Here is a 19,796-nt window from a genome sequence, read left to right as displayed (position 1 = left end):
GGTTACTTGACCCGGCCGAGGTAGCTGCCGTCGCGGGTGTCGACCTTGACCTTCTCGCCGGTGGTGACGAAGAGCGGGACCTGGATCTCGGCACCGGTCTCCAGGGTGGCCGGCTTGGTGCCACCGGTGGAGCGGTCGCCCTGGACGCCCGGCTCGGTCTCGGCGATGGTGAGCTCGACGGCGGCCGGGAGCTCGATGTACAGCGGGGCGCCCTCGTTCTGGGCGACCAGGGCCTCGAAGCCCTCCAGCAGGTACTTGGCGGCGTCACCGACGGTGGCGACGTCGACCGGGACCTGGTCGTAGGTGTCCATGTCCATGAAGATGAACTGGTCGCCGTCGCGGTACGAGTACTGCATGGTCCGCTTGTCGACGTTGGCGGTCTCGACCTTGATGCCCGCGTTGAAGGTCTTCTCGACGACCTTGCCGGTCAGGACCTCCTTGAGCTTGGTGCGCACGAAGGCCGGGCCCTTGCCGGGCTTCACGTGCTGGAACTCGACGACGGACCAGAGCTTGCCGCCCTCCAGCTTGAGGACCATGCCGTTCTTGAGATCGTTCGTAGAAGCCACGAGCGCACTAACTCCTGATATAGCTGTCAAGGAACCAAGGGAATGCGCGTCCTGCCGCCCACCTGCGCGGGCTACAGGGCGAGGAGCTCCTTGGTCGTGATGGTGAGCAGCTCGGGCCCGCCCTCCTCGAGGGGGCGCACGACGAGCGTGTCCTCGATCCGGACCCCGCCCCGCCCCGGGAGGTGCACTCCCGGGCCGACGGTGACCGGCACGCGGTTGTCCAGTTTACCCATGTCGGCGGGACCGAGTTGCGGTGCCTCCCGGATCTCCAGACCGATGCCGTGGCCGAGGGGGTGTACGGAGCGCTCGGTGTGGCCCGCGGCCTGCAGCACCGAGCGGGCCGCGTCGTCGGGGATGTGCTGCTCCACCCCGGGGCTGAGGGCCTCCCGTCCGGCCCGCTGGGCGCGGAAGACCAGCCGGTGGAGTTCCACCTGCCAGGGGGCCGGGGCGGCGCCGATCACGAAGGTCCGGGCGGTGGAGATGCCGTACCCGCGGTACTGGGCGCCGAGCACCACGGTGAGGAAGTCGCCCTCCTCCACCCGGCGGTCGGTGGGCTGGTGGTGCTCCTGGCCGGAGTGGCTGCCGGTGCCGACCGAGACCGGGAAGGCCGCGCGGTCGGCGCCGTGGTCGATCATCCGGCGTTCCAGCTCCATCGCCAGGTGCCGCTCGGTACGGCCGACCAGGATGGACTCCAGCAGCTCGCCGAGGGCCTGGTCGGCGATCTCGGCGGCGATCCGCAGATCCGCGATCTCCTGCTCGTCCTTGACCACCCGCAGCCGTTCGACGGCGGTGCCGAGGTCGGCGAGCCGGATCCGCTCGGCCAGGCCGCCGATCGCGCGGTGGCGGCTGACGGTGAGGTCGTGCTCCTCGACCGCCAGGTCCTGGACCCGGAGGCTGACGGCCGCCTCGGCGGCGGCCAGCGCGGTGTCGGCCTGCGGGACGGGGAGCCGGGCCAGCTCGGGGTCGATCAGGTGCTCGCCGCTGTCGTCCCGCGGCAGGTCGTCGGGGACGGCGAGCAGCGCGCGCTCACGGGTCAGCAGCAGGGCGGCGCCGCAGGGCGGGCACCCGGTCAGGTAGCGGACGTTGGCGGCGCGGGTGATGAGGGCCGCGTCGGCTCCGGAGGCACTGCAGTACTCCCTGAGCCTTTCGCGTCGGGCCGCGTGCGCATCGGACATAGGTCGAGCCTACGAACCCTCCCGCGAGGCCGCCTGTCGGAACGGTCCGGAAGGCGACCGGACGGGAGCGCGCCCCGGCGGCGGGCCGCGGATCCGCGCCGGGAATGAACGGCGGAGGGGGCGCGTTGGGACCAACTGGAAACGACAATCGTTCCGGCCCGAGGCTCTCCGCAGGGCCCGGCCGGACCGCCCGAGGAGGAGCCCATGGCCGCCACCGACCTGCGCCCGATCGTCAAGCTCCGGTCCACCGCCGGCACCGGCTACACGTACGTCACCCGCAAGAGCCGCCGCAACGACCCGGACCGGATGACGCTGCGCAAGTACGACCCGGTCGCGCGGCGGCACGTCGAGTTCCGCGAGGAGCGTTGACGGCCCTCCCGCCCGCCACTTTCCCCCTCTGGAGGCATCCCTTGAAGCCCGGCATCCACCCCGCGTACCGCCCGGTCGTCTTCCGCGACAGGGCGAGCGGCCTCGCCTTCCTCACCCGCTCGACGCTGGCCCCGCACGCCACCGTCGCCTGGCAGGACGGCCCGGCCCGGCCGGTGGTCGACGTGGAGGTCTCCTCCGCCAGCCACCCCTTCTACACCGGCCGCTCCCGCGTCCTCGACCCCGCCGGCCGCATCGAGCGCTACCACCGCCGCTACGGTCACAGCTGACCCCGCACCACCCCGTGCCCCCTCCCGCCCCGGCGCCAGGGGGCACGGTCACGCCCACCCTCCGGCCGGGGTCAGACCAGCCAGGAGGCGAGGGGTGGGGAGGCGGGGCCGGCGCCGCCGTCGGACTTGACCTTGGCGATCTCGGCGGGGGTGAGGGCCTTGTCCCAGAGCTGGATGTGGCCGATCACGCCGGCCCAGGGGGCGGTCCAGGCGTTCTGGCGGCGGCTGCGGCCGAGTTCCAGGGGGCCGGAGCCGGCCCAGATGCCGGGGACCTTGGCGGAGGCGGCGGAGGCGCCGTTGACGTAGAGGGTGACCGTCTTCTGCCCGGCGTCGTAGGCGCCGGTGACCAGGACCCACTGGCCGGCCGCGGCGGCGGGGCTCACCGCCCGGGCCTGCACCACGGTGGACTCCGCGCCGCCGCCCGCGGTCTGCACCCGGAGGGTCCAGGCCTTCTGGCCGCCGGCGTCGTCGCGGGTCAGGTCGAAGGAGGAGCCGGCGCCGTCGCCCTGGCTGATCACGGTGCGCGGACCGTCGGCGGCGTCCAGGTAGACCCAGGCGGAGGCGGTGAAGCTCCGGCCGGTGTCCACCAGCGGGCCGGCGGACTGGGCGTAGGAGCCGGCGGTGCCGCGCAGGCTCAGCGCATGGCCGCCGCTGACCGGCTTCAGCCCGGCCTCACCGCTCATGGTGAGGTCGGCGTGGCCGGCGTGGTCGGCGAGCAGGGTGGGCTTGCCGGGCACGGTGGGCGTGGTGACGGGTGCCCGGGTGGCGGCGCCCGACGCGGAGGCGGCCGGCTTGCCCGACGGGGCGGCCGTCGCGGAGACGGAGGCGGAGGCCGAGGGGGTGCCCGAGGCGGACGCCGCGGGCGAGGCCTCGGGGGCTGCGGAGGGGTCGCCGAAGGCCAGCGCCGGCGGCGAGGCGGCGGTGGAGGGGGCGGCCTGGCCGCCGCCCTCGGCGCGGTGGGAGGTCAGCGCGACCGCGCCCGCCACGATGCCCAGCACGCAGACCGCCGAGACCGCCGAGACGATCCACACCCGGCGGCGGCGCCCTTGGGCCTCGTTACGGTCGGCCAGCGCCGCCCAGTCCGGCTCGGCCGCGGCACCGGGCGGCGGGAAGGCCGACGGCTGCCCGAACGCCGGGGGCGGCGGCCCCGGCTGCCAGGGGGCCTGCTGCCCGAGGGTGCCGTGCGGATGTCCCGTGCCGTCAGTCATGCACGGGATGGTAGGGCATGACGGCCCGCCATCGATCACCCGTGCGAACCGCCGGCCCGGGTGCGGCCGTCAGCGGGGCGGTGGGACGGACACCACCAGGGTGAGGCGCAGCGGGGTGGCGCCGTCGTTGCGGTAGCCGTGGGCGGCCCCCGCGTCGAAGGAGGCGGTGGAGCCGGTCGGGACCAGGTGGTCCCGTCCGTCCAGGGAGAGGGTGAGCTCGCCCTCGTCGACCCGGACGATCTCCGTGGTGCCGGCCGGGTGGGCCTCGGAGTCGTAGCGCTCGCCCGGGAGCATCCGCCAGGACCAGAGCTCCAGCGGGCCGGGGGCCTCGACGCCGCCCTGGAGGACGCCGTTGCCGCCCTGCGGGCCGGTCCAGAGCTGGACGGCCTCCTCGGCGGGGACGATCCGGACCGCCGAGGTCGCGTCGTAGTCGAGCAGCCGGGCGATGGAGACGCCGAGCGCGTCGGCGAGCCGGACGACGGTGCCGACGCTGGGGTTGGTCCGGCCCTGCTCGATCTGGACCACCATGCCGCGGCTCACCCCGGACCGGGCGGCCAGGGCGTCGAGGGTGTGGCCGCGTTCGGCGCGCAGCCGGCGGAGGTTGCGGGCCAGGGCCTGGGTGACGAGATCGGGATCGGGCACGCCTCAGTCCAGTGAATTGATTCGTCCGGTGCACTCTGTTGAACTACGCTGAAGCGAGTTCACTCGACTGTACTGCGGAGTCCACTGTGTTCTCTCCCCCTCGGGCCGGCTCATGACCGCCGCCCTCGCGCTCGCCGCCAGCCTGCTCTGGGGCGTGGCCGACTACGGCGGCGGCACCCTCACCAAGCGGCTGCCGGCGCTGACCGTGGTGGTGACCTCGCAGGCGGCCGCGTTCGGGCTGCTGCTGGTGGGCGTGCTCGCCACCGGCGGGCTCTCCGATCTCTCGCCGCGGCTCTGGTACGCGGCGGCCGCCGGCGTGATCGGCCCGTTCGCTCTGCTCGCCTTCTACCGGGCGCTGGCGCTGGGCCCGATGGGCGTGGTCTCGCCGCTGGCCACCGTGGGGGTGGCGGTGCCGGTCGGGGTGGGCCTGGCGCTCGGCGAGCGGCCGGGCCTGGTGCAGGCGGCCGGGATCGTGGTCGCGGTGCTCGGCGTGGTGCTGGCCGGCGGTCCGCAGCGCGGCGGCGCGGCGATCGGCCGGGAGGCCCTCCTGCTCACCCTCGGTGCCGCGCTCGCCTTCGGCGCGGTGCTCGCGCTGGTCGCCCACGCCTCCAGCGGCGGCGGACTGCTGCTCACGCTCTGCGTCCAGCGGCTGTGCAACACGGTCGTGGGTGTCGCCCTGCTGCTGCGGGCCGCCCGGCGGCAGCCGCTCGCCCTCGGCGAGGCCCGGCGCAGCCTGCTCCCGCTGACCGCGGTCGGGGTGGCGGACGTGGCCGCCAACGGCCTGTACTCGGCCGCCTCGCACGCCGGTTCGGTGGCGGTGGCGGCCGTACTGGCCTCGCTGTACCCGGTGGTGACCGCGCTGATGGCCCGCGGGCTGCTGGGCGAGCGGCTGCGCCGGGTGCAACTGGTCGGCGCCGGGCTGGCCGTCACCGGCACCCTGCTCCTGGCCGCGGGCTGACCCGGCTCCCCCGTACCGAAAGCCGCAAAGCCGGAAAGCCGGTGCCGGGCTCTCCCCCCACGAAGGAGCCCGGCACCGGCCGCTTGGGTGGGCGCGCCGGTCAGTCGGCCGGTGCCCAGCGCTGCTCGACCTTGGCGATCCGCCAGTACCCGACCGCCGCCGCCCACACCAGCACGAACAGCCCGACGATCACGAAGCCCACGTTGTCCAGGCTGAGGCCGGCGATCCAGCCGCTCACCGGGTCGGTCAGGCCGAGCTTCTCGTGCAGCACGCCGACCAGCTCGATGGTGCCGATCACGAAGGCGACCGCGATGGACAGGCCGGTGACCGCCAGGTTGTAGAAGACCTTGCGGACCGGGTTGGAGAAGGCCCACTGGTAGGCGAAGTTCATGAAGGTGCCGTCGAGGGTGTCGAACAGGCTCATGCCCGAGGCGAACAGCAGCGGCAGGCAGAGGATGGCGTACCAGGGCAGGCCGGCCGCCGCGCCCGAGCCGGCCATCACCATCAGGGTGACCTCGGTGGCGGTGTCGAAGCCCAGGCCGAGGATCATGCCGACCGGGTACATCTGGCCGGGCCGGGTGATCGAGCGGGTGGCGCGGTTCAGGATCCGGGCCATCAGCCCGCGCGCGTCCAGGTGGGCTTCCAGCTCCTTCTCGTCGAACCGGCCGGCCCGCATCGCCCGGAACACCCGCAGGATGCCCAGCAGCGCGGCCAGGTTGAGCGCCGCGATCAGGTACAGGAAGGCCCCGGAGGCGGTGACGCCGATGGTGCCGAGCACCTGGTGGGCGGTGGAGTCCTCGTCCATCAGCACGCCCGCCAGCTGGGCGCCGCCGGCCACCAGGGCGGCCATCAGCACCACCATCGACGAGTGGCCGAGGGCGAACCAGAAGCCCACCGAGACCGGGCGCCGGCCGTCCGCCATCAGCTTGCGGGTGGTGTTGTCGATCACCGCGATGTGGTCGGCGTCGAAGGCGTGCCGCATGCCCAGGGTGTACGCGGTGATGCCCAGGCCGACGCCGAAGACCTGCGTCCCGACCTCGTACTTCTCCGGGACCACCAGCAGGAACAGGGTGCCGAAGGCGACCACGTGCATGGCCGCGATCACGCCCATCAGTCCGGCCGTGCGGACGGTGTCCTCGCGCCGCCAGCGGAACGACGGCAGGACCGCCGGCTCGGCGGCGGTGTCCGCGGTCTCTGCGGGCAGGGTCATCCGGTTCACGCTCCAGCACCTCGTGGATCACTTCGTGAGATGCCGCGGCCGGTCTCCTGGCTGACGGGGTGGTCTGCGCCCGCACCCGCCTTCCCGGACCGCTGACGGTCCAGTGGCGCCGTGGGTTGGGACGGCTCCCCGATCACAGTGGCGAGGGCCGCTCCAGCTTCACACTGGAATTCCCGAGCACCACGGCCGACCCACCGTAGAGCTGACGCGGCCACAGCTGCAAGTCTGCGCACCTGCGCAGGTGTTGCAGATCACGCCGGACGCCACCTGGGAGAATGCCGGGCATGCACCTCGTCCCCGCCGAACGCGCCGCCCACCGCACCATCGACGGGCACCGGGTCTGCGAGGCGATCGCCGCGATCGGCGACGCCGAGCACGTCCGGGCCTGGGCCGAGCGCTTCTCCCTGCTCGCCGACCCCGGCCGGCTCTCCCTGCTGCTCGCCCTGCACGAGACCGGGCCGCTCGCGGTCACCGACCTCGCCGTGGCCACCGGCATGCGCGACCCCGCGGTGTCCCAGGCGCTGCGCCTGCTGCGGGCGGCCGGGCTGGTGGCGGGCGAGCGGGACGGCCGGGTGGTCCGCTACCGGCTGGTGGACACCGCGGTCGCCGAGGTGCTGGCGCACGGGGTGCTCGGCCACCGGGACTGAGCCCGGGCGCACCGGGCCGCCGCGCGGCGGGCCACGACGGCGGGCCCGGGCGCGACCTGACGGTCACTCGGCGGCGGCCCGGAGTTTTCTTGTCATGTCACCTGAAGCGGCTTCGATGCGCCATGCTGCCTTCGACCGGCTACCCCGGCCGTCCGTCCGTCTGACGAGGAGACAGCTTTGACCCTCCGCCGCGCCACCGCCGCCGGCCTGATAGCGCTCGCCGCCGCCCTGGTCCCCGGACCGCAGGCCACCGCCGCCGGCCCCGGGGACCTCCCCTTCGGCTCCGCCACCACCGTCGGCCTGCACAACGCGTACGACCCGGGCGCCTTCTCCTACCTCGCCCAGGCCCTCGACACCGGCACCGGCCTGATCGAGCTGGACGCCTGGACGGACACCGTCACCAAGGAGTGGAAGGTCAGCCACTCCAACCCGCTCGGCAACAAGAACAACTGCGTCGCCGCCTCCACCCCGGCACAGCTGTACGGCGGCGGCGCCAACAAGAACCTGGAGCACTGCCTCGACGACGTCCGGGTCTGGCTCGGCGCCCACCCGGCGGCCGGTCCGCTGGTGGTGAAGTTGGAGCTCAAGGGCGGCTTCGCGGCCAACCGCGGGATGGGCCCGGCGCAGCTGGACGCCCTGATCGCCGGCCACCTCGGCAGCGCCGTCCTGCGCCCGGCCGACCTGCTCGCCAAGCCCGGCGGCGGCGCGTACGCCACCCTGGACGAGGCCGCCCGGGCCGGCAACTGGCCCAAGCGGTCGGCGCTGGCCGGCAAGGTGCTGCTGTACGTCATCCCGGGCACCTTCGAGGAGCAGAACCCGTTCGACACCCTGCACACCGACGTCGAGTACGGGCGCCACCTGCGCGACCTCGCCGCCGCCGGGCGGATCGGCGAGGCGCAGGTGTTCCCGGCCGTGCACGGCGCCGCCGCCGGCGACCCGCGCACCAAGTACGCCGACGCCGGGATCCGGCCCTGGTTCGCGGTCTTCGACGGCGACGCCTCCGCCTACGTCGGCGGCGGGGTGGACCCGGCCTGGTACGACAGCCGCCACCTGCTGCTGGTGATGACGGACGCCCAGAACGTGGCGCCCGCGATCAGCGGCACCGAGCCGACGGCCGACCAGGCCCGCGCCCGGGTGACCCAGCTGGCCTCCGCCCACGCCAGCATCGCCACCAGCGACTGGCGCAGACTGCCCGAGGTGCAGTCGCTGGTCCTGCCGCGCGGCTGACCCGGCGCCGGGGCGCCCGGCCTCCCACCCCTCGGGGTCCGGAGGCCGGGCGCCTCCTCTGACAAGCCTCAGCGCAGGCTCGCCGGGTTCTCCCCCAGCTGCGGCACCTGGGCGCCGCCGGTCCCGCTGCCCGGGCAGGCCGCGCCGAGGAGGAAGGCGTTGGTGACTCGCTGCCCGGTCTCCGGGGCGGCCTCCTCGAACGGGTTCTGCGACAGCGCCACCTGGCGGCGGCCCTGCGCATCTCCCAGGATCATGGTCTCGTAGCCGGGGATGCCGCCGCCGTGGCCCCAGAACTCCCCGCACGGCGCCGGGTACTTCATCAGGCCGAGCCCGTAGCCGAAGCCCTGGCCCACGTCGACGGTGGTCTTCATCTCGGCCAGCTGGGCCGGGCGCAGCAGCCGCCCGCCGAGCAGCGCGGCGTTGAACCGGGCCAGGTCGTCGGTGGTGGAGATGCCGGCCCCGGCGGATCCGGCCATGGTCGGGTTGAGCTCGGTGACGTCCGCCCGGCCGCCGGAGGGCAGCTTGAGGTAGCCGTGGGCGTGAACGCCGGGGACGGTGGTGGCGGTGTCCGGCATCGAGGTGTGCGCGAGGCCGAGGGGGCGGATGATCCGGCGCTCGACCTCCTGGTTCCAGGAGCGGCCGGTGACCTTCTCGACCAGCATGCCGGCCAGCACGTAGTTGGTGTTGGAGTAGCGCCAGCCCTGGCCGGGCGGGAAGTACGGCTCGTGCCGGTTGGCGATGTCCACCAGCTGCTGCGGCCGGTAGGTGGTCCAGCGGCGTTCGTCCAGCCAGCTGCGCAGGGTGGCCTCGTCCTCGAAGAAGAAGCCCGGCTCGTCGGTGTAGCTGTACAGGCCGCTGGTGTGGTTGAGCAGCTGCCGGACGGTGATGGTGTCGCCGCCTCGGACGGCGCCGGGCAGGTAGCGCTCGACCGGGTCGTCCAGCCCGACCCGGCCCTCGCCGACCAGCTGGAGGACGACGGTGGAGACGAAGGTCTTGGTGACGCTGCCGATCCGGAACCGGCCGTCGGCGCGGGCCGGTGACCCGGTGTCCAGGTCGCCGGTACCGGCGGCGCCGCGCCAGACCACCCGGCCGTGGTCGCGGACCTCGCCCAGCGCCGCCGAGGAGCCGCCCTCGGACACCAGGGCGTCCAGCGCCTTGCGCAGCGCGGCACCGTCCGGCCGCGCCTCCTCAGCTGCGGCCGGCCGGTCCACGGGAGCCCCCGTCGCCCAGGCGGCGGGTGCCACGGCCAGCACGGTGGTGCCGGCGAGCAGCGCGGCTGCCACCCGAACGGCGGTACGGCGGACCCGGGTTGACGCGTTGTCGGTCATGCTTGTGCAGTCCCTCCTCGGACCGGCCCCCGCCGGTCCTGCGCCCAGCCTCACACCGCGGCCCCCGGGGCCACCTCATCCGCACGACCCGTTCCCCCCTCCCCCGCCCGGCGGACCACCCCTCCTCCTCATTCCCTACCCGTGACCGGATCCGGCTCCCCCTCAGGTGCCGGTCCCCTGTGGTGCGTCTCGGGGGCGCGCGCCGGGTCGCGCGCCCTCGAAGGTGGTGTGCCGGTCCTGCGACGGGCGCTACGACCGGGTGTCCTCCACCGGCCACCCGTCCACCGTGCGGACCGTCCGGTGGTAGGCCCCGGCCGTGCCGGCGGCGCGGTAGTCCTCCCAGGAGGCGCCCGTGCGGACCGTGCGGTCACCGTCGTGCCGGTGGGCGCTCGGCTTGAGGACGTGGTCCACGCTCTCCCGCTCGACGACCCGTCCGCCGGCCGTGGTCAGGGCGTCCCGGTGGTAGCCGAGTTCCATCGCGGTGGTCTGGTCGGTGTTCGCGCCGTCCCGGGTGGAGCGGTAGGTCACGTCCAGCGGCTCGCCCTCGCGGACGGTCCGCACCTGCCGGGGCGCGCCGCCGCCCCAGGTCTCGCTGACGCGGACCAGGTCGGTGCGGTTGTGCAGCACCAGGTCGTTGCCGCCGTCCCGCAGGCGCTGGTCCGAGCCGAAGGACAGGTCGTCGCGGACCTCGGTGCTGACCCGGCCGTGCGAGGTCTGCACCCAGCCGCGGGCGAGGTCGTGGCGGGCGGCGGCGACCGTCCAGTCGCCGCTCCCGCCGCCGTGGTCGGCGAGCACGGTGGTGACGGCCGCCTCGGGGGCGACCCGGTGCTCGGTGAGCGCGCCCGAGGTCCGGGCGGAGCCGTGGTCCACGGTGGCGAAGAGGTTCACCTGGCCGGTCCACAGGTCGTTGCTCTGGTTCTCGGCGGCGTTGACGGCGAGGCCGATCCGGTGCGGGCGCCCGTCGAGCAGCAGCCCGACGTAGGGGGTGAGGTCGAGCCGGTAGGCGGGCAGGTCGAAGGCGAAGATGCCGGGGGTCGGGCGCCACAGCAGCGGGTCCCAGCCGCCGGTGTAGATCACCGGGTACGGCCAGACCGCGCCGGCCGTGCGGCCGTCCACGGTGAGCCGCAGCTCGCGGAACGGTCCCTTGCCGCACCAGCCGAGGCCGGGGTTGTCGCGGACGAAGGCGTCCGGGGCGGAGGCGTACGCGAACTCCTCGCAGGCGCCGCCGCCGCGGGTGTAGACCTCGGCGGTGAGGCGTTCCAGGTTCCGCGGGAAGGCCAGCTCCCGGTCGGTCGCGGGGGCGGCCTGGGTCAGGCCGAACGGTCCGGTGGTGAGCACCCGGTCCGCGGTGCGGGCGGCGGGCCAGCGGGAGGAGGCGGTGGAGAAGGTGAAGCTCGCCGAGATCCGGAAGACCCCGGTGTAGGTGCCGTCCACCACGTTGGCGAGGTCGAAGGAGAACGGCTGCGGACCCGCCAGCAGCGGCGCGTACCGGGTGACGTCCCGCTCGACCCGCCACTCGATGCCGTCCGCGGAGGGCTCGGGGGTGGAGGAGAGCAGCACCTGCACCCCGCCGAGCCGGACGCTGAACAGCCGGTCGAACTGGCGGCCCGCCACCTGCCCGTGCAGGTCCATCACCACGGCGGACCAGGGCCCGGGGCAGTCGGCGGGCGGGGTGAGGGTGCTGCCGTACGGGGTGTCGGGCGGGTTGCCGTAACCGCTGCGGAAGGGCTGGTCGTGCATCACCTCCACCGTGCAGGACCGGGTGTCGGGCCTCGTCAGCGGCTTCTCGGCGGTGAACGGGTCGTGGTAGTCGGTGCCGAAGTCGGCATGCGCGGGGGCGGCGGCGCCGAGGGCGGCGGTGAAGGCGAGGACAGCCGCGCCGAGCAGCCGTCCCGCTCGTCGGAACAGGGATGGGGCGGTCACGGCTCTGCCTCTCGTCGGGCGGCGGGGACGATCCGCGATCCTTCCGTCGGTGACATGCCTTCGTCAATATGGCCGCCGACGGCCCGTCAGGGCAGCAGCACCACCCTGTGTGCATCCCGCGGAGCACCGCCCCGGCGTCCAGCGCGCCGCCCGCACCGCTGTCGACCACCAGCCGGCCGAACGGCGCGAGGACGCACCGGGAGCAGAGTCAGCGCTGCTGGCAGGTGGGGCACCAGAAGAGGTTCCGGGAGGCCATGGTCTCCGTGCGGACCCCGGTGCCGCAGACGTGGCACGGCTGGTCGGCCCGGCGGTACACGTACACCTCGCCGCCGTGGTCGTCCACCCGCGGCGGACGGTTCATGGCCTCGGGGGTGTGCTCGGGCCGGACGGTGTCGATCCGGCCCACCCCGACGCCCTCGCGCATCAGGGCCACCAGGTCCGCCCAGATCGCGTCCCACTCGGTACGGGTCAGGTCGCGGCCCGCCCGGTGCGGGCTGATCCCGAGCCGGAACAGCACCTCCGCCCGGTACACGTTGCCGACGCCGGCCAGCACCTTCTGGTCCATCAGCAGGGCGCCCACGGTCGTGCCGCTGGCGGCTATCCGGTGCCACGCCTCGTTCGGGACGGCGTCGGCGCGGAGCGGGTCCGGGCCGAGGCGGCGGTGCACCGCCGCCTTCTCGCCCGGGGTCAGCAGCTCGCACGTGTTCGGGGCGCGGAGGTCCGCGTACGCCTCCTCCGTCTCCAGGCGCAGGCGGATCTGGCCGACCGGGGCGGGGGCCTGGCCGGCGCCGAAGGTGAAGCCGCCGTAGAGGCCGAGGTGGATGTGGACCCAGGACTCGCCGAAGCCCAGGAACAGGTGCTTGCCGTGGGCCTCCGCCCCGTCCAGGGTGCGGCCGTCGATCAGGGCGGCGCCCTCGGCGAAGCGGCCCTGCGGGCTGGTCACGCGGACCGGTCGGCTGCCGAAGGTCGTGGCGTTCTCAGCGGCCAGCCGGTGGATGATGTGGCCCTCGGGCACGGGCGTCAGCTCCTCATGAGGTCCGTTCGACTTCCCCCATCATCCCAGCCACCACCGACACCCCGAGCCCGCAACCGGGCAACCACCAGGAGCGCCCCGCAGGTCACCCGCCCGCTGCGGTCAGCCGTGAGTGGATGGCGTGGTCCAGGGCCGCCGCCGTGGCGGTGACGTCCAGCTGGGAGTTGTCGATGATCGGCAGCCCCGAGGTCCGCCAGCCCGCCATCCGCCCGTGGATGCGGGCGACCTCCTCGTCGCTGAGCCGCCGGTTGCCGCTGCGCCGCGCGTTCCGGGCCAGCACCGAGTCCAGCCCCGGCAGCAGCACCACCGGGATCATCCCCGGACCGATGTGCCGCTTCCACCCGCCCAGCCCGATCGCCGGCCGGTCCGGGAAGACCGCGTCGTCGATGATGCAGGAGATCCCGTTGGCGAGGTAGTTGCGGCAGGCGAACCCGCAGGTGCGCCGGGCCAGCCGGTACTGGGCCTCGGAGGCGGTGTTCCACCCGGACTGCGGGTTGGCGAAGCCTGCCTGCACCCATTCCCGGACGTCGTCCAGGCTGATGTGCGCGGTGGGGGTGGGCCGGCGCTCGGCCCAGTGCCGGGCGACGGTGGTCTTGCCGGCGCCGGCCGGCCCGATCAGCAGGACGGCGATCGGCCCGGTGTGCACCGGCTGCAGGGCCTGGTGCGCGGGCAGCTGGACCGGCGCGCCGATCGGCAGCGTGAAGTGGCCGGTCGCGGCCCCGGCGGGCCCCGGCGGGGGCACCACCTTGAGCGGCACCGTCGGCCGGTCCCGGCGGACGGGCTGCGGCGGGTACGGCGCCCGCCCGGCCGCCTGGTGGAGCGGGTACGGCGGCGCCGTCGGGTGCGGAGGCACCGGTCCTCCCCCTGCGAACTGCTGCGACATCGTCACCTCCCGAGCGGAGACGACACTACACGTCGGCCCGGTGGCGGGCACAGTCCGCCTCCGGGCCGATGATCCCACGTCAGCCGGGGGATGACCCCGCGTCAGCGGGTGGTGAGCTGCTCCGCGAGGGCGCGCAGCGCCAGCTCGTACGAGCCGATCCCGAAGCCGGCGATGGTGCCGGAGGCGACGGCGGCGATCACCGAGGTGTGCCGGAACACCTCCCGCGCGTACGGGTTGGAGATGTGCACCTCGATCAGCGGCGCGGTCCGCTGGGCGGCGGCGTCGCGCATCGCGTACGAGTAGTGCGTGAACGCACCGGGGTTGATCACGACCGGGACGCCGCCGTCGGCCGCCTCGTGCAGCCACTCCACCATCTGCTGCTCGGAGTTGGTCTCGTGGACCTCCACGGTGAGCCCCAGCTCCTCGCCGAGCCTGCCGCAGCGCTCGACCAGCCCGGCGTAGGAGGTGGCGCCGTAGACGTCCGGCTCACGGCTGCCCAGCCGGCCCAGATTGGGGCCGTTGAGCACCATGACCCGGGTCATCCGGAGACCTCCGCGTACGCGGCGACCAGCAGGGACGGGTCCGGGCCCTCCAGGATGGAGGTCTTGCCGAGGCCGTCCAGGACCACGAAGCGCAGCAGGTCGCCGCGGGACTTCTTGTCGATCTTCATGGCGTCCAGCAGCCGCGGCCAGGCGTCCGCCCGGTAGGTCAGCGGGAGGCCGACCGAGGCCAGCACGGACCGGTGCCGGTCGGCGGTCTCGTCGTCCAGCCGGCCGGCGAGGCGGCCGAGCTCGGCGGCGAACACCATGCCGATGGAGATCGCGGCGCCGTGCCGCCACTTGTAGCGCTCGTTGCGCTCGATGGCGTGGCCGAGGGTGTGGCCGTAGTTGAGGATCTCCCGGCGGCCGGCCTCCTTGAGGTCGCCGGAGACCACGTCGGCCTTGACCTGGATGGCGCGGCGGATCAGCTCCAGGGTGTGCGGCCCGGCGGGGGTGGTGGCACCCTCCGGGTCCGCCTCCACCAGGTCGAGGATGGCCGGGTCGGCGATGAAGCCGGCCTTGATCACCTCGGCCAGGCCGGAGACGTAGTCGTGCTTGCCCAGGGTCTCCAGGGTGCCGAGGTCGGCCAGCACGCCCGCCGGGGGGTGGAAGGCCCCGACCATGTTCTTGCCCTCGGGGATGTTGATGCCGGTCTTGCCGCCGACCGCGGCGTCCACCATGCCGAGCAGGGTGGTGGGCATCGAGATCCAGCGCACCCCGCGCAGCCAGGTGGCCGCCACGAAGCCGGCCAGGTCGGTGGTGGCACCGCCGCCCAGGCCCACGACGACGTCGCTGCGGGTGAACCCGGTCTGGCCGAGCACCGACCAGCAGTACGCCGCCACCTCGGCGCTCTTGGCGTCCTCGGCGTTGGGCACCTGCAGGACGATCGCCTCGTAGCCCTCGGCGACCAGGTCCTCGCGGATCGCCTCGCCGGTGGCGGCCAGCGCCTCGGGGTGGATGACCGCCACCCGCCTGGCCCTCGGGCCGATCAGCGGGGCGAGCTCGCCGAGCAGCTGGTGCCCGATCAGCACGTCGTACGGGTCGTGGCCGGCGCTGCCGCCGACGTGAATCCTGACGGTGTCACTCATGGGGGGTCTTCAGCTCCAGTGCTTCCAGTACGGCGTCCGCGACCTGCTCGGGCGTGCGGCCCTCGGTGTCGACGACGGCGGTGGCGACCTCCAGGTAGAGGGGCCGCCGGGCCTCCATCAGCTCCCGCCAGCGGGCCCGCGGGTTGATGGCGAGCAGCGGGCGGGGGGCGTCCAGGCCGACCCGCTTGACCGCGTCGCCGAGCGCGACCTCCAGGAAGACCACCGGGAGGTCGTGCAGCAGGGCCCGGGTGGCGTCGGCCATGACGGCGCCGCCGCCGAGGGCCAGCACCCCGGGGTGGGTCGCGGCGGCGTCGCGGACGGCCCGCACCTCCAGCTCGCGGAAGTGCGGCTCGCCCTCGTCGACGAAGATCTCCGGGATCGGCTTGCCGGCCAGCTGCTCGATGTCGGCGTCGGTGTCGCGGAACGTGACGCCGAGGCGCTCGGCGAGCAGCCGGCCGACCGTGCTCTTGCCGGCCCCGGGCGGGCCGACCAGCACGACGACCGGCGCGATGCTCATCGGATGATCAGGTGGTCGAGGTAGGACCGGACGTTGCGGCGGGTCTCGGAGACGTTGTCGCCGCCGAACTTCTCCGCCACCGCGTCGGCCAGCACCAGGGCGACCATCGCCTCGGCCACGATGCCCGCGGCCGGGACGGCGCAGACGTCGGAGCGCTGGTGGTGGGCCTTGGCGGGCTCGCCGGTCCGGACGTCCAGGGTCTGCAGGGCGCGCGGGACGGTGGCGATCGGCTTCATCGCGGCGCGGACCCGCAGCAGCTCTCCGGTGGACAGACCGCCCTCGGTGCCACCGGAGCGGCCGGAGGTGCGCTTGACGCCCTCGGGGGTCGGGACGATCTCGTCGTGCGCCTGGGAGCCGGGGATCCGGGCCAGCTCGAAGCCGTCGCCGACCTCCACGCCCTTGATCGCCTGGATGCCCATCAGCGCGGCCGCGAGACGGGCGTCGAGGCGGCGGTCCCAGTGCACGTGCGAGCCGAGGCCGACCGGGACGCCGTACGCCAGCACCTCGACCACGCCGCCGAGGGTGTCGCCGTCCTTGTGGGCCTGGTCGATCTCGGCGACCATCCGCTCGGAGGCGTCGGCGTCCAGGCAGCGCACCGGGTCGGCGTCGAGGCGGGCCTCGTCCGCGGGCAGCGGCAGCACGCCGGCCGGGGCCTTGGCAGCGGCCAGCTCGACCACGTGGCTGACGATCTCGATGCCGCAGGTCTCCTTGAGGTACGAGCGGGCGACCACGCCGAGCGCCACCCGGGCGGCGGTCTCGCGGGCGCTGGCCCGCTCCAGGATCGGCCGGGCCTCCTCGATGGAGTACTTCTGCATGCCCGCCAGGTCGGCGTGGCCGGGGCGCGGGCGGGTCAGCGGCTCGTTGCGGGCGAGGCCGGCGAGCACCTCGGGGTCGACCGGGTCGGCCGACATGACCTGCTCCCACTTCGGCCACTCGGTGTTGCCCACCATGATCGCGACCGGGGAGCCCATGCTGAGGCCGTGCCGGACGCCGCCGAGGAAGGTGACCTCGTCCTGCTCGAACTTCATCCGCGCGCCGCGGCCGTAGCCGAGCCGGCGGCGGGCCAGCGCGTCGGCCACCATCTCGGTGGTGACCGGCACACCTGCCGGCAGGCCCTCCAGCGTCGCGACCAGAGCGGGGCCGTGCGACTCCCCCGCCGTCAGCCAGCGCAACCTACCCAACAGAGCTCCTTCGTCAGCGGCCCGGTCCGCGGACAGCGGGACCGGCCGGGCGTTTCCTCGGCGGGCCACGGGCCCGCACTCTGCCCTGATCCTTTCATGCCGACCCGCCCGACCGAGCGCCGGTCCGCGTGGCGGACACCATTCTGGACGCCGCGCGCCGCCGAGGGCGCCCGCCGACGGCGGAATCATCGGGATGCGAACGGCCCTTCCAGGGTCGCGGGGGACCGCCGACCGACGGGTCCCCACCCGTCCCGGAGCGCGTCGACGTGGGTCCGGAGCGGGACGCCCTACCCCTCCAGCGCCGCTTCCCCCGCCGCCCGCATCGCCGCCAGCGGCCCCGGCGTGACCCCGGTGAACCGCTCGAACTGCAGCACCGCCTGGTGCACCAGCAGGTCCAGCCCGCCGAGCACGGTCGCCCCGCGCTCCGCGCAGGCGGCGGCCAGCTTGGTCGGCCACGGGTGGTACAGCACGTCGAAGAGCGCGCCGGGCGCATCCGGGACGGCCGCGGCGAAGCCGTCGGTGGCACCGACCGGCGTGGTGGAGATGGTGAGCGGCGCGGCCAGCGCCTCGTGGCCCGACTCCCAGGCGGCGGTCCGCAGGTCGAGGCCCAGCCGCTCGCCGAGCACCCGCATCTCGGCGGCCCGTTCGGCGCTGCGGACGTGGACGGTGACCGGGCCGTCGCAGATCTGGGCCAGTGCGGCCAGCGCCGAGGAGGCGGTGGCGCCGGCGCCCAGCACGGAGGCGGCCGCCACCCGGTCGACGCCGCGCTCGCGCAGGGCCTTGACCAGGCCGGGGACGTCGGTGTTGTCGCCGCTGCGCCGGCCGTCCGGGCCGAACACCACGGTGTTCACCGCGTCCACGGCCCGCGCGGTGTCGCTGATCTCGTCGAGCAGCGGGATGATCGCGCGCTTGAGCGGCATGGTGAGGGAGAGCCCGGCCCACTCCGCGGCGTCCAGATCCGCGACGAAGCCGGGCAGCCCGGCCTCGTCCACCTCGAAGCGGTCGTACCGCCAGTCGGCCAGGCCGAGCGCCGCGAAGCCGGCCCGGTGCAGCACCGGCGACAGCGAGTGGGCGATCGGCGAACCGAGCACGGCGGCCCTGCGCTGCGTGGTCACGAACCCTCTCCTTGCTCCTCGCGCGCGGCCGCACGGGCCGCCCAGGCCCGTGCCGCCTGCGCTACTTGCACATGCCGGCGTTCTCGTCGAAGCCCTGGCCGTGCGCGGCGCAGTACTCCTTGACGTCCTTCTTGAAGTCCTCGAAGGTGACCGCGAACCGGGTGTCGGTCAGCGAGACCGCGACGAAGTACACCCAGTCACCCGGCGTCGGGTCGAGCACCGCCTTGATGGCGTCGTCACCCGGGTTGGCGATGGGCGTCGGCGGCAGTCCCTTGACCTGGTACGTGTTGTACGGGGTCTTGGCCGCCATCTGCTCCTTGGTGAACTTCACGCTGCCCAGCTCGTACTGGAGCGTGGTGTCGAGCTGGAGCTTGCCCTGGGTGGCGTTGCTGTTGAGGCGGTTGTACAGCACCCGCGCGATCTTGCCGAAGTCCTTCGAGTCGTTGCCCTCCTTCTGGAGGATGCTCGCCTCGATGATGACCTGGTACCCGTTCTGCAGGCCGATCTTCTGCGCGGCCTCGTCGAGCTTGAGGTCGCCGTAGTGCTTCACCGAGTTCGCCACCATCTGCTTGAGCAGCTCCTCGGGCTTCATGCCCTGGGTGACGGAGTAACGCGCCGGGAAGAGGAAGCCCTCCGGGTTGCCCTTGGCGTAGTCGGGCAGGCCGAGGCCGGCCGCCTGGTCCTTGGCGACGTTGGCGGTGGTGCCCTTGGGCAGCTGGAGCTTGCCGTCGATGGCCGCGTAGATCTCGGAGGCCTTGCGGCCCTCGGAGATGATCAGGACGTTGCCGCCGTTGGAGTCCACCAGCTCCTTGACGGCCTCCTCGGCGGACATCTCGTGCCGGAGGGTGTACGTGCCCGGCTGGATGCTGCCGGCCTTGGAGTTCTTGCCGAAGGCGGTGATGAACGCCTTGACGCTCTTGACCACGCCGGCGTCCTTGAGAGTGCGGCCCATGGCCTCACCCGGGCCCGGCTTGATCTCCACGTTGACCGAGCCGGTGCCCGCGCCGACGAAGTCCGGCGGGGGGCCGAAGTGGTCCTGGTAGAAGCCGTAGCCCCACCAGCCGGCACCGGCGAAGCCGCCGAGCATCACCAGGGCGACCACCAGGCAGGCGCCGCGGTTGCGGCGGCCGGCCTTCTTGCCCTTCTCCTTGCGCTTGCGCTCGGCCTCGCGGCTGTTGTCCTCCTCGCCGCCGCCGAAGAAGGAACCGTTCTCCTCCTCCGGCTCCTCCTCGGCGTCGTCCTCCCAGAAGTCGTCCTCGGCCTCGGTGGCGGGCGACTCCAGCGCGGCGGCCTCGGCCTCCCAGTCGATCCCGTCCGGGCCGGGCCCGCCGGGCCGGCGCTGCTGCCGCGGCGCGGCGGCCTGCTGCGGCGCCTGCTGCGGCGGCATCCCCTGACCGGGCTGCTGCTGCACGGGCTGCTGCATCGGCTGCTGCTGCGGGACGGCCTGCTGGTACCCGGTCTGCTGTCCGAACTGCCCCTGCTGCTGCGGGTACCCCTGCTGCCCGTACGGCTGCTGGCCGAACTGGCCCTGCTGCGGCGCCATCGGCTGCTGCGGCCAGGAGCCGGTGTTGTGCTGCTGCTGCGGGTAGCCCTGCTGGCCGTACTGCTGCTGCCCGTACTGCTGCTGGGCGTGGGCCTGCGGCTGCTGCGCCTGCTGGCCGTACTGGCCCTGATGGCCCTGCTGCTGCGGGTACCCCTGCTGGCCGTACTGCGGCCAGCCGCCGGTGGAGGCGGGATCGCCCGGGTACCACGGCTGGTCGCCCTGGGAGCCGTAGCCCCCGCTCTGATCAGTCATCGATCCCCTCGCGCCTGCGATGTCTCGAACCGGCGTGCTAGCGCGACGCCCGGTGGGAGACGTTACCGTACCGCAGTCGGGGCATCTGCCCAGTCC

20 protein-coding genes and 1 riboswitch are annotated in these 19,796 nt (G+C 74.1%); of the genes, 5 read left to right on the top strand and 15 right to left on the bottom strand.

What is annotated here, in order from left to right; all coding sequences use genetic code 11:
• Nucleotides 1-2 precede the first annotated feature (2 nt).
• Together efp and ABWK59_RS28790 are read right to left on the bottom strand one after the other, a co-directional pair.
• Nucleotides 3-566, bottom strand: coding sequence for an elongation factor P (gene efp, locus ABWK59_RS28795; RefSeq protein ID WP_354643554.1), 564 nt, complete (start codon nt 564-566; stop codon nt 3-5).
• Nucleotides 567-637: 71 nt separating this feature from the next.
• Nucleotides 638-1,741 (bottom strand): M24 family metallopeptidase, encoded by a 1,104-nt coding sequence (locus ABWK59_RS28790; RefSeq protein WP_354643553.1) that lies wholly within the window; start codon nt 1,739-1,741, stop codon nt 638-640.
• A 204-nt stretch (nt 1,742-1,945) separates the two neighbouring features.
• Between ABWK59_RS28790 and rpmG the strand changes: the two genes are divergently transcribed.
• On the top strand, nt 1,946-2,110 hold the full coding sequence (gene rpmG, locus ABWK59_RS28785) for a 50S ribosomal protein L33 (protein ID WP_354643552.1): 165 nt from the start codon (nt 1,946-1,948) through the stop codon (nt 2,108-2,110).
• Nucleotides 2,111-2,151: 41 nt separating this feature from the next.
• Nucleotides 2,152-2,397: a type B 50S ribosomal protein L31 gene (locus ABWK59_RS28780; RefSeq protein ID WP_354643551.1), complete on the top strand. Its 246-nt coding sequence runs from the start codon at nt 2,152-2,154 to the stop codon at nt 2,395-2,397.
• Nucleotides 2,398-2,468: 71 nt separating this feature from the next.
• Here the strand turns inward: ABWK59_RS28780 and ABWK59_RS28775 are convergent, their stop codons facing one another.
• The gene (locus ABWK59_RS28775; RefSeq protein WP_354643549.1) at nt 2,469-3,605 is read right to left on the bottom strand and encodes a LamG domain-containing protein; all 1,137 of its coding nucleotides are present in this window, start codon (nt 3,603-3,605) and stop codon (nt 2,469-2,471) included.
• 69 nt (nt 3,606-3,674) lie between these two features.
• Nucleotides 3,675-4,247 carry a helix-turn-helix domain-containing protein gene (locus ABWK59_RS28770; protein ID WP_354643548.1) on the bottom strand — a complete coding sequence of 191 codons (573 nt, stop codon included), beginning with the start codon at nt 4,245-4,247 and terminating at the stop codon, nt 3,675-3,677.
• A 112-nt stretch (nt 4,248-4,359) separates the two neighbouring features.
• Between ABWK59_RS28770 and ABWK59_RS28765 the strand changes: the two genes are divergently transcribed.
• Nucleotides 4,360-5,205 carry a DMT family transporter gene (locus ABWK59_RS28765; RefSeq protein WP_354643547.1) on the top strand — a complete coding sequence of 282 codons (846 nt, stop codon included), beginning with the start codon at nt 4,360-4,362 and terminating at the stop codon, nt 5,203-5,205.
• A gap of 100 nt (nt 5,206-5,305) precedes the next feature.
• On the opposite strand, the gene ABWK59_RS28760 is transcribed toward ABWK59_RS28765, so the two are convergent.
• Entirely contained in the window at nt 5,306-6,415 is a 1,110-nt protein-coding gene (locus ABWK59_RS28760) for a HoxN/HupN/NixA family nickel/cobalt transporter (protein ID WP_354643546.1), read from the bottom strand.
• 28 nt (nt 6,416-6,443) lie between these two features.
• Nucleotides 6,444-6,638, bottom strand: a riboswitch (cobalamin riboswitch).
• 70 nt (nt 6,639-6,708) lie between these two features.
• On the opposite strand from ABWK59_RS28760, the gene ABWK59_RS28755 reads away from it, so the two are divergent.
• A complete protein-coding gene (locus tag ABWK59_RS28755; protein WP_354643545.1) occupies nt 6,709-7,071 on the top strand; it encodes an ArsR/SmtB family transcription factor in 363 nt (120 codons plus the stop codon).
• Between the two features lie 177 nt (nt 7,072-7,248).
• Nucleotides 7,249-8,298, top strand: coding sequence for a phosphatidylinositol-specific phospholipase C domain-containing protein (locus tag ABWK59_RS28750; RefSeq protein ID WP_354643544.1), 1,050 nt, complete (start codon nt 7,249-7,251; stop codon nt 8,296-8,298).
• A gap of 68 nt (nt 8,299-8,366) precedes the next feature.
• On the opposite strand, the gene ABWK59_RS28745 is transcribed toward ABWK59_RS28750, so the two are convergent.
• From ABWK59_RS28745 to mltG, 10 genes are all read right to left on the bottom strand, one after another.
• A complete protein-coding gene (locus ABWK59_RS28745) occupies nt 8,367-9,626 on the bottom strand; it encodes a serine hydrolase domain-containing protein (RefSeq protein WP_354643543.1) in 1,260 nt (419 codons plus the stop codon).
• A gap of 249 nt (nt 9,627-9,875) precedes the next feature.
• Entirely contained in the window at nt 9,876-11,549 is a 1,674-nt protein-coding gene (locus tag ABWK59_RS28740) for a peptide-N4-asparagine amidase (RefSeq protein ID WP_354643542.1), read from the bottom strand.
• A 208-nt stretch (nt 11,550-11,757) separates the two neighbouring features.
• The gene (locus tag ABWK59_RS28735) at nt 11,758-12,564 is read right to left on the bottom strand and encodes an Fpg/Nei family DNA glycosylase (RefSeq protein WP_354643541.1); all 807 of its coding nucleotides are present in this window, start codon (nt 12,562-12,564) and stop codon (nt 11,758-11,760) included.
• Between the two features lie 103 nt (nt 12,565-12,667).
• Nucleotides 12,668-13,465: an AAA family ATPase gene (locus ABWK59_RS28730; protein ID WP_354643540.1), complete on the bottom strand. Its 798-nt coding sequence runs from the start codon at nt 13,463-13,465 to the stop codon at nt 12,668-12,670.
• Nucleotides 13,466-13,566: 101 nt separating this feature from the next.
• Nucleotides 13,567-14,007: a type II 3-dehydroquinate dehydratase gene (aroQ, locus tag ABWK59_RS28725; RefSeq protein ID WP_354643539.1), complete on the bottom strand. Its 441-nt coding sequence runs from the start codon at nt 14,005-14,007 to the stop codon at nt 13,567-13,569.
• Nucleotides 14,004-15,092 (bottom strand): 3-dehydroquinate synthase, encoded by a 1,089-nt coding sequence (aroB, locus tag ABWK59_RS28720; RefSeq protein ID WP_354643538.1) that lies wholly within the window; start codon nt 15,090-15,092, stop codon nt 14,004-14,006. The genes aroQ and aroB overlap by 4 nt, the downstream gene beginning before the upstream one ends.
• Nucleotides 15,085-15,609: a shikimate kinase gene (locus ABWK59_RS28715; protein WP_354643537.1), complete on the bottom strand. Its 525-nt coding sequence runs from the start codon at nt 15,607-15,609 to the stop codon at nt 15,085-15,087. Before ABWK59_RS28715 ends, aroB begins: the two co-directional genes overlap by 8 nt.
• Entirely contained in the window at nt 15,606-16,790 is a 1,185-nt protein-coding gene (aroC, locus tag ABWK59_RS28710) for a chorismate synthase (protein ID WP_354643536.1), read from the bottom strand. Before aroC ends, ABWK59_RS28715 begins: the two co-directional genes overlap by 4 nt.
• 287 nt (nt 16,791-17,077) lie before the next feature.
• Nucleotides 17,078-17,905 (bottom strand): shikimate dehydrogenase, encoded by an 828-nt coding sequence (locus ABWK59_RS28705; RefSeq protein WP_354643535.1) that lies wholly within the window; start codon nt 17,903-17,905, stop codon nt 17,078-17,080.
• A gap of 61 nt (nt 17,906-17,966) precedes the next feature.
• A complete protein-coding gene (gene mltG / locus ABWK59_RS28700) occupies nt 17,967-19,700 on the bottom strand; it encodes an endolytic transglycosylase MltG (protein WP_354643534.1) in 1,734 nt (577 codons plus the stop codon).
• Nucleotides 19,701-19,796: the final 96 nt, after the last annotated feature.

This window comes from Kitasatospora sp. HUAS MG31 (assembly GCF_040571325.1).
Taxonomy (GTDB): Bacteria; Actinomycetota; Actinomycetes; order Streptomycetales; family Streptomycetaceae; genus Kitasatospora; species Kitasatospora camelliae.
Note: the sequence above shows the minus strand (reverse complement) of the source record. Positions and strands in the feature narration are given on the sequence as shown.